Source organism: Fructilactobacillus sp. X2R1C3 (assembly GCF_059901425.1).
Map to the genome: position 1 here is coordinate 1 of NZ_JBWXUW010000016.1, position 261 is coordinate 261.

At 67.0% G+C, this 261-nt stretch carries 2 protein-coding genes; both read left to right on the plus strand.

The window, feature by feature from the left end; all coding sequences use genetic code 11:
- Positions 1 to 171, plus strand: coding sequence for an urease subunit beta (locus tag AC6UDD_RS06970; protein WP_500720055.1), 171 nt, complete (start codon positions 1 to 3; stop codon positions 169 to 171).
- On the plus strand, positions 168 to 261 hold a 94-nt coding region (locus tag AC6UDD_RS06975), incomplete at its 3' end, for a hypothetical protein (RefSeq protein WP_500720058.1). The genes AC6UDD_RS06970 and AC6UDD_RS06975, both read left to right, overlap by 4 nt.

Below are 261 nucleotides of genomic sequence, written 5' to 3' on the forward strand. Positions count from 1 at the left end.
GTGTTCGATCGTGCGCCAACCTTGGGCTTTCGCCTGGATATCCCGGCCGGCACCGCCGTGCGCTTCGAGCCTGGCCAGGCGCGCACTGTGCAACTGGTGGCCTACGCCGGCAAGCGTGAAGTCTATGGCTTCCAGGGCAAGGTGATGGGCCCGCTGGAGGGCAGGGTATGAGCCGTATTTCCCGCCAGGCCTATGCCGACATGTTCGGGCCCACCGTGGGCGACCGCGTGCGGCTGGCCGACACGGCATTGTGGGTAGAGG